This is a genomic window from Staphylococcus sp. 11511212 (assembly GCF_011394755.1).
Lineage (GTDB): Bacteria > Bacillota > Bacilli > Staphylococcales > Staphylococcaceae > Staphylococcus > Staphylococcus chromogenes.
In genome coordinates, this window is the sequence record NZ_JAANBQ010000004.1 from 1 (window position 1) to 8,257 (window position 8,257).

Here is an 8,257-nt window from a genome sequence, read left to right on the forward strand (position 1 = left end):
AATACAAATTAGCTGAAGAAAAAATAAAAATACTTCAGAGATTTTGCATTCGTCTACTAATCAGTGTTATAATACAATTAACAAGAATTCTAGCGTGAATACACCAATCCCCTCACTATGGCCGTAGTGAGGGGATTTTTTAGGTGTGGCTAAAGTCGCCTATTTATCGTTGCGATTACGTAGCCAATGCGTAAACAACGCAACAATACAACCACTGATGACTGTGGTCGTGATGTGAACAAGAATTTCTAGCATGAATAACACCTCCTCTCTGCGTCTAAATTTGACGCCTGAGAGATAGGCGACTTCATTATTATACCATCTACACTTTTTAAAGCACATGTACCTCCGATAAGCCTACATATGTTAATTCTCTTACTTTTATACACACTACTAGCACATTGGATGGATTTGATTCACTTTAGAAAATATAATTTCACTCTGCATGGCTACCTATTTTTTAAAGCTCAAATTACTCAACACTTATTTGCATACGTGCATACCTTATACATGCATACTTTATGCATGTATAAGGTATGCACGTATAAAGTATATTAGCTACCAAAATCGAAAAATCACACTAGTCCTCACAAAAATTCGGGGTAACTCAGTTGATATATCGTCGACATAAAATTTAAAACATCAATACGGATATTGAACCAAGGCACTATGATTTAAAAGGAAAGTTATCGCTAGTCACTCTCCAATTTTTCTTTATAGTAATCTATTAGATCTACAAATATAAATATAATGTTAGAAAATAGAAGTACCATATATAACATAATAGAGATGAACTTCATATAATTACTCATATCATCAGTCATCATTGGTGCATAAACTACTACAAACCCGTATATGAATACTAATGATGCCTTTGTGACCTTTATTAATAATTCTCTTTGTCTTTTTGGCCATGTGAACAATTTTATAAGTACAGGTGGAATAATTAATATACTTAATAATCCTAAATAACTCATTAATGCTTTTAAGTCACCTGAAGCGAAAAATACTAAAACTTGATAAGGTAAAAAGATATATATATATATATAACTGATTAGGACTGTGAACACAAAGAACATTGATAAAAACCAAAGGAACAATTCAAGTCTTCCCTCTATTAAAAATTTCCGAAAAACAGAGACATGCTTAAAGAAGTTTGTTTCAATATGATCACTTTTTCCTTTTTAAACATTACTTGATAACAGGCATAATAGTAAATCAATCCAATAAAAAGACCTAACGAGTACATACCTAGTTGCTCATTTAAAATTAAAAGTACGAAAGTAGTTATCGTTACGAATACCACAATATATTTATACTTACGTTTAACGACTAAAAACATTGCCTCTTTGTTTTCTCCCCAAAACTTATAGATTTTAGAGATGATGATATACCGAATATTTACTAAATATGAAGCTATGCAACAAACCACTCATCCAAAAATCAATGCTATAAACAACATTTAGTATCACCTCTTTATTCTTTTAAGACCATTTATTCGGTCTAATAAAAAATAATAAGTACGCATCCTTTATAATTTTTGACATGCTTTACCAACATTCCAACTTCATAAAAGTTAAATCAAACGATAAAGTCCTTGCACATTAATTATAGAAAAATGATGTTTAAGATGTTCGTTAAGTAAAAATGTTTATAGTGAAAAGTGGGTTCACTTTCGAAAAAAATATTAGTAATTTAAAATCAAATGACATCTAAAAAGTGGTTAGAAAGTTAAACTTTGAAGAACGAAAAATAGATCATCCACTTGAATTAATGTTAAAAAATCGAAACTCTAACCTGTTCAAAAATTTAAAAATACGATCAAGTGATTGATATTTTTTATGTGTTCAACAAGAACAAATTAACCTCTTAAAAAGTATTATTTACTTGATAAGAAGTTTAATTTGTTCCATTAAATATCTCAGCCTTTAAGTTTTTCATTGAAACAACTCATCTTTTTTAATAGTAAATATCCTAGGCTTTAGCAAATTTTAAACCCATCAAAAAGCGCATTTCATCTCATGAAGTATCCCTAAAAGTCGTTAAAAAAACAGTTCAAATATAGGATGTCAGAATATTCCGATATCCTATCGATAGGATTTGCTCTCTAAACCCCTTGATATGAAAGGATTCTTTTATAGGATAAAGTATTTTTTTACAGTCCCACTTAACAAACTATAAATTGAATTAGTAAGACCTAATTTCAAAAATAAAAATACACTCATAAATACTGTTATATCAAGCTTTATAAGCGCAAATGAACATCGTGAGTGGTAAGGAGAACCTTTCAGCTATGCTGAATACCACCTTGGGTGGTACTGGGCTCCCTTATGCTCATACCGAATCCTACGGCCAAATAGGATATTTTGAAATTTATTGAAATTTAAAAGATGAGATAACTTCAAAATGAAAGCACTAGGGTTATATATTTTTGGTAAAAATGAAATTTTAGAGATTGAAAAAGCGTCATTTTTCGAAGAGGTTTATGTAAAATTTTAGTTTGTATGTAACTGAGAAATATCTAAAAATGATTATTGGCTTTGCTAAAATTTTGTTAAAAGAAAAACTGAAAGTGGATAAATTTATAAGAAAGCAAGAGTTATTGAAAAGTAAAATTCAGATTTTTAGTGCTAGCTATTTCTCAAATTTTTATGTGGTTCGAGTAAAAACTTGAGGAGATGAGCAGGCTTTTATGCCGAGAAAATTTATTGATCAATGAGAAGAACCCTTAACTAAACTTGAAGACGAATGTCGGCATAGCGTGAGCTATTAAGCCGACGATTCGACAAGTTTTGGGTTTGTTAAGGGTTCAGAGGCTCGTTGTCAATAAAGCAATTGGAATAAAGCAATTTAGATACTTACAATTTTGTTAGATTTGTTACCTTTTTTCTTTGATAGTATTGATATAAACAAAGTTGAAGGAGGGATTAACATGATAGATATTTTAGGTTATGTATTTGGGATAGGTTTTATTGTGTTTGGAATATCTGCTTTAGTTTTTTGGGGAAATGAAATTTATAAAGTCATTAGTAAAAGTAATAAAAAAGTTAGTTACAAAGCGAGTATTTACTGTGGTGGAGTAGCTATTATTTGCGCATTATTTTTAATCGTTTTAGGTAACGTGTTTTAGTAATCTAATAAAAAAGGGAGGAGTTTTATGGGTAATTTGATTAGGTTGGAAAATGCATTTGTTTTTATTACTGCTGTGGTTGTTTATTTTATGTTTGGTTTTTCATTATGGCTTTTTTTAATATTTTTGTTAGTTCCTGATATTTCTATGTTGGGATATTTATACAATAATAAAATTGGTAGTTATATTTATAATATTGGTCATTCTTATATAATTCCGATATTGATCACTTTGCTTTATTTAGCTATGGGAGTGGATTTGTTATTAGGAATTGCATTGATTTGGTTGGCTCATATTGCTATGGATAGAACGATTGGGTATGGTTTAAAATACACTGTTGGTTTTGATAAAACAACAATACAAAAAGTTTAATAGCACGCATTTATGCCGAGAAAATTTATTGAAGTTGAGAAGAACCCTTAACTAAACTTGAAGACGAATGTCGGCATAGCGTGAGCTATTAAGCCGACGATTCGACAAGTTTTGGGATTGTTAAGGGTTCCGAGGCTCAACGTCAATAAAGCAATTGGAATAAAGCAATTTAAAGAGTAAGATGACTTTAAAGACATGGAAAGGGGTTTTACATTGGTTAAAAGTTTTAGTAAAGCATTATTAGAATCTGTTGTTGTATTAATTGGAATATCAGTAGTTTTGTGGTTGTTAAATAAAATTGAAGTTGACGCTAGAGGAATTGATAATGTTATCAGCGAGTCTCAGTATAATAGTTTTGCGTTTGTGAATTTTTTTGATTTAGAGGTATTTAATATAGCTTTTAGTATTCTTATTATTGTCTTAATAATTTATATCTTCGTTAAAACTGCGTTAAGAAAATAGGTCGTTTTTGAAACGAGTGAAACGAGTTTCTTCTTGTCTTGATACTATTAGAAATAATTCGATTTTAAAAATACGCTCTAATTCTTAGTGTCACAAGGGTTTTAGCTATTTTTAGGTGTTGAAAGAATTTTTGACATAAAAAAACCCCAGTAGTATGATTAAGGTGTCCAATCTAAATCAATACTGGGGGTTTTTTTATGCTTTTATATAACCAATTTGTAAGAATGTTGGTGTTTTGTTATGCATACTAATCATACAAAATATATTTTTGAAAATCAAGGTAACGAAACACTTAAAGACGTGTCTAAAAGTGGTAAAGAACGTCCTTGGAAAGATAAGAAAATTGATAATGTGAGTTATGCAGATATATTAGAAGTTTTGAAATTAAAGAAAGCTCATAATGTCAGAGATTGTGGTAATATTTTGGGTTCTGTTGCAAAGTTGAAAAATGAAAAGGGACTGGGATATAGGGTTTTAACCCCTTTTCATTTTGTGCTTAATTACCAAATAGTCGATGCCATAAGCTTTTTTTAGATTGATTTTCTTTAATCCCTATATCTTTTTGATTATCTTCTATATAATCAGTCTCTTGTGATTCACTATTTGGTTGTTTATTCTCATTTTTATCTTTAATTACATCGTTAAAACGGGAAGTCATTTTTCGTTCTTGGTTATCTGAATCAATATTAATGGAATTCGTATTGTACTTTGTTTCTTTAAATTCAGTATCCATTCTTTTATTAGCAGAATAATTAAGTTGCTTTTCTTCTTCTAATTCAGACTCCAATCTTTGTATTTTTCTATTACTTTCTAAAGCTAATATTTGTTGATTTTCCAACAGTTTATTTAATGTATTAACATTACTATTTTGTTGATCTAATTGTTTAGTTAGGTTATCAATATATTTTTCATCGTTTTTAGCCCTAGCTTCAAACATTTCGATTTGCTTTTCTAACTCATTTATTCTCGTCTGTAATATCTTAGAATTATTTGAATGATTATATATATCCTTTTTAATTTCTGAAGTGTTTTCATTAAATAGTTCTTTTTTTACTGAATCTTTATTTTTCGTTTTATTCACTTTCTTGGTGATTTTTTCTACAATCTTCAAATAATCATTATCATTAATATAGTTAATCCCATTTTCTTTTTCAAAAGATATATTTAAGCTTTTGGCATTATTAACAATAGTTTGCTTAGTAACATCCAACTCATCAGCAACCATTTTAATAGTTTTCATGACACCCATCCTTAGCTACCTAATTTAGCACCTAAATTTTACCACCTAATAAATTGTATTTCATCTTTTTAGCACCTAAAATACTGATTAATTACCACCTAAATCCCAAATTAATGAGTAATATATTTTTCCTTATCACCTAACTAGGTACTAAGAAAAATTTTACTCATCTCAACCTATAAAGGTTTTTTTCTAACTATAATTAAATTCTTTATATATAACCTTAAAAGTGTTACTATTACTCTATAAATATTAAAAGAGTTGAGGCTATTGGCGTAGCATCAACTCTTGGTAATAAAACGATTCGCACTCGTTTGTTTATATAATTTTTGATACTTGTATTATATATATCCATCCATGTAATTGCAAGCACAAAACATATAACATACGTTAAAATTGTTTTATTACCTCTATCTAAACTACAGAAAGAGGTTTTTATTATGTCTACTAACTTTAATATTAACGAAATCCAAAGAGAAAAATTTTATCAACTACCTAAAGTGTTTTTTACCAATCCGAAATACACAAAATTATCTAATGATGCAAAAATTGCATATGCAATTTTACGTGATCGTTTAGATCTATCTATAAAAAACAGTTGGATTGATGAAAATGGGGATATATTCTTTATTTTCACAAATGAAACTTTAAAAAAAATACTCAACATAAGTAGCCCAAATAAACTTTCTAAAATCAAAAAAGAATTACAGAATGCTGGCTTATTTAGTCAAATAAGAGTGGGTCTTAATAAGCCCAATAAATTATATTTAAAAAAACCAGTATTAACTAAAGAAGACGTATACCTAATAAAAAAAGAGGAAAATATCTTCGAATCCAGAAATAATAAGGATGTATCAAATTCATACATCCGGAAATATCAAAATGATACATCCGGATGTATTAAAATGATACATCAAGATGTATCAAATTCATACGCAAATGATACTGATATTAATGATACTGATATTAATGATACTGATATTAATGATACTGATATTAATGATACTACTACAAAAACTGTAAAAGGTAGTAGTAGTAAGAAAAAATATTTAGTTAAACTTTTAGAAGAAGAAATGTCTGTTAGACCTACAAAAGCATTTGTAGAAAAAATTGCTTCGTTAAGTATCAATATGTCTAATGAACTTTTAGATTATGCTATCAAGTATGCTTCTGAAAATGGCAATAATCCTAAACAGTACTTAGCTAAAATATTACAAGTGTGGGCTAATAATCATATTTATGATTTAGAACAAGCTCAAAATTTTAATGTTAAATATAATATACACTCACTAAAAAGTAAGGAAAAAACACCTAGATGGATAACTCATCCTGAAGAATTTAAATTGAAAGAGGAAAATGATCAAGAATTAGCAGCAGAAGCTCAAGCATTTAAAGAACACCTAACTAAAAAGAGAAGAAATTATAAATAATGAATCTTTAACAAAGATTAAGGATCCATTAGTTTGTATTACATAAATTTATTGTTATTTAACTTAAATACTTTCATAACTTTAGTACGTCAAAAAGTATTTGTGGTATTTTATTAATCACTAAAAGAAAAACAAGTTTTGGTTAGAGTACTAGGTATTTTGATATTCCATTTTCGATAATTATTGATATAAATATTACTATGGTTTTGCTACTTTTTTATCGGTTGTTTCTTTTTTTATTTCGATGTACAGGAGTCTATTTTATTAATATTATAATGTAAACTAAAAAAACTCTTAGTAAGTGCTAGCAACTTACTAAGAGAAGTTATTCGTTTAATCATAGAGACTATAGATTAGCTATCTAATCTATAGGAGGAATACAACCTCCTCTTTCACTATATTGTTAATATACCAAAATTAATAGCAATATACACTTATAAAGGGCTAGAAATAAAGAATCAAGATTATATCTTTAATATAGAAACTTGAGGGAATATCAATAACTTATTTTCTTTGAATTCTAAGGGGACATTTTAAAGACTTAAGGGTAATCCATATAGTTTTATACCTAAAATTTTATATAGGTTGAGTTATTTCTAATAGTATCAAGACAAAAAGAAAACTCGTTTTCAACTCGTTTCAAAAACCAAAACCCAATTGCTTTATTGAGGTTGAGCCTCTAAACCCTTAACAATCCCAAAACTTGTCGAATGGTTGACTTAATAGCTCACGCTATGCTGACATTCGTCTTCAAGTTTAGTTAAGGGTTCTTCTCATTGATCAATAAATTTTCTCGGCATAAAAGTTGTTGTGGTTTTGAATTGTAATAGTGTGTGATTTTGATAAAGTGCAAACTCTTTTCGCTAACCCACTTTTCAGTCAAAAGGGGTAGTGCAGGATTAAGAGATGCTATACATCTCTGTAAAAGCGTTGGTATGCTTGACTTCGGAGTGCTATATTTATAGTTTTTGAGTGATATATATAACCCTTTAGACTTTGATATGACTGGTTTGAAAGTGCTATATTGTTTGCTAAATCGAAAACTTGGTTTGCGGAAACTTTGCAATAGATTTGTTGTTGTATTCGGCTCATATTTGCGTTTTAAGAGGATATATGAACTTTTAGGTATAAAACCATACAATTTACCTCTAAGCCTTCAAAATACCCTTTAAAATTCAAAATAAGGACATAAAAAATAAAAGCTACCCCAGATAAAATGAGGTAGCTTTTTCTTTCATACGGTCTGTTTATTTTTCTTTCGACGCCGTATCGTCGATGGAATTCAAAAAAGTTATGGGCTATAAATCTGCATCACTTTTTCAAGAATGCAGTAGCAATATTCAACGCAAATTAATTTTTATAACTGCTCGGAATATCTCAAGCCGTTTCTTTGAATTTAAAATAAAAAATCGACGAAGGTCGATTAAGGTTTTAGCAAATGTTCGGATAGAACGTATAAGTGCGCCCTTGCGGGATTTAACTAGATTATAACGACGAAAAATAGACCTGTAAAGCAATAACTATTGTGATAAAGTTTGCTAAAAAGGAGTGATAGCATGGCTAATTTTTTTGAAAAATATTCAAATACTTTTTCTTATATGTTTATTTTTGGTATAGCTTTAT

Annotated in this window: 6 protein-coding genes and 1 pseudogene; 5 read left to right on the forward strand and 2 right to left on the reverse strand. The window is 28.8% G+C overall.

The features are described 5' to 3' along the window. Positions 1 to 159 precede the first annotated feature (159 nt). Positions 160 to 255, reverse strand: a complete 96-nt coding sequence (locus G8Y84_RS07375; RefSeq protein ID WP_000889979.1) for a type I toxin-antitoxin system Fst family toxin — start codon at positions 253 to 255, stop codon at positions 160 to 162. Positions 256 to 2,932: 2,677 nt separating this feature from the next. On the opposite strand from G8Y84_RS07375, the gene G8Y84_RS07380 reads away from it, so the two are divergent. The 4 genes and pseudogenes from G8Y84_RS07380 to G8Y84_RS11500 form a co-directional block, all read left to right on the forward strand. Next, positions 2,933 to 3,130, forward strand: coding sequence for a hypothetical protein (locus tag G8Y84_RS07380; protein WP_031797806.1), 198 nt, complete (start codon positions 2,933 to 2,935; stop codon positions 3,128 to 3,130). 27 nt (positions 3,131 to 3,157) lie between these two features. Beyond that, positions 3,158 to 3,502: a DUF4260 domain-containing protein gene (locus G8Y84_RS07385; RefSeq protein WP_031797807.1), complete on the forward strand. Its 345-nt coding sequence runs from the start codon at positions 3,158 to 3,160 to the stop codon at positions 3,500 to 3,502. Between the two features lie 213 nt (positions 3,503 to 3,715). Next, a complete protein-coding gene (locus G8Y84_RS07390; protein WP_031797809.1) occupies positions 3,716 to 3,964 on the forward strand; it encodes a hypothetical protein in 249 nt (82 codons plus the stop codon). A 240-nt stretch (positions 3,965 to 4,204) separates the two neighbouring features. Then, a pseudogene (locus tag G8Y84_RS11500) lies at positions 4,205 to 4,390 on the forward strand (protein rep); the annotation flags it as partial. 70 nt (positions 4,391 to 4,460) lie between these two features. On the opposite strand, the gene G8Y84_RS07400 reads toward G8Y84_RS11500, so the two are convergent. Beyond that, positions 4,461 to 5,204 (reverse strand): DUF536 domain-containing protein, encoded by a 744-nt coding sequence (locus tag G8Y84_RS07400; RefSeq protein WP_031794970.1) that lies wholly within the window; start codon positions 5,202 to 5,204, stop codon positions 4,461 to 4,463. Between the two features lie 440 nt (positions 5,205 to 5,644). Here G8Y84_RS07400 and G8Y84_RS07405 point away from each other — a divergent pair, with 440 nt between their 5' ends. Then, positions 5,645 to 6,634: a replication initiator protein A gene (locus tag G8Y84_RS07405; protein WP_107389655.1), complete on the forward strand. Its 990-nt coding sequence runs from the start codon at positions 5,645 to 5,647 to the stop codon at positions 6,632 to 6,634. Positions 6,635 to 8,257: the final 1,623 nt, after the last annotated feature.

Excerpts from the sequence above, each read along its gene's own strand:
- G8Y84_RS07375 (WP_000889979.1), bottom strand. The coding sequence starts at position 255 with ATGCTAGAAATTCTTGTTCACATCACGACCACAGTCATCAGTGGTTGT.
- G8Y84_RS07380 (WP_031797806.1), top strand. The coding sequence starts at position 2,933 with ATGATAGATATTTTAGGTTATGTATTTGGGATAGGTTTTATTGTGTTT.
- G8Y84_RS07385 (WP_031797807.1), top strand. The coding sequence starts at position 3,158 with ATGGGTAATTTGATTAGGTTGGAAAATGCATTTGTTTTTATTACTGCT.
- G8Y84_RS07400 (WP_031794970.1), bottom strand. The coding sequence starts at position 5,204 with ATGAAAACTATTAAAATGGTTGCTGATGAGTTGGATGTTACTAAGCAA.
- G8Y84_RS07405 (WP_107389655.1), top strand. The coding sequence starts at position 5,645 with ATGTCTACTAACTTTAATATTAACGAAATCCAAAGAGAAAAATTTTAT.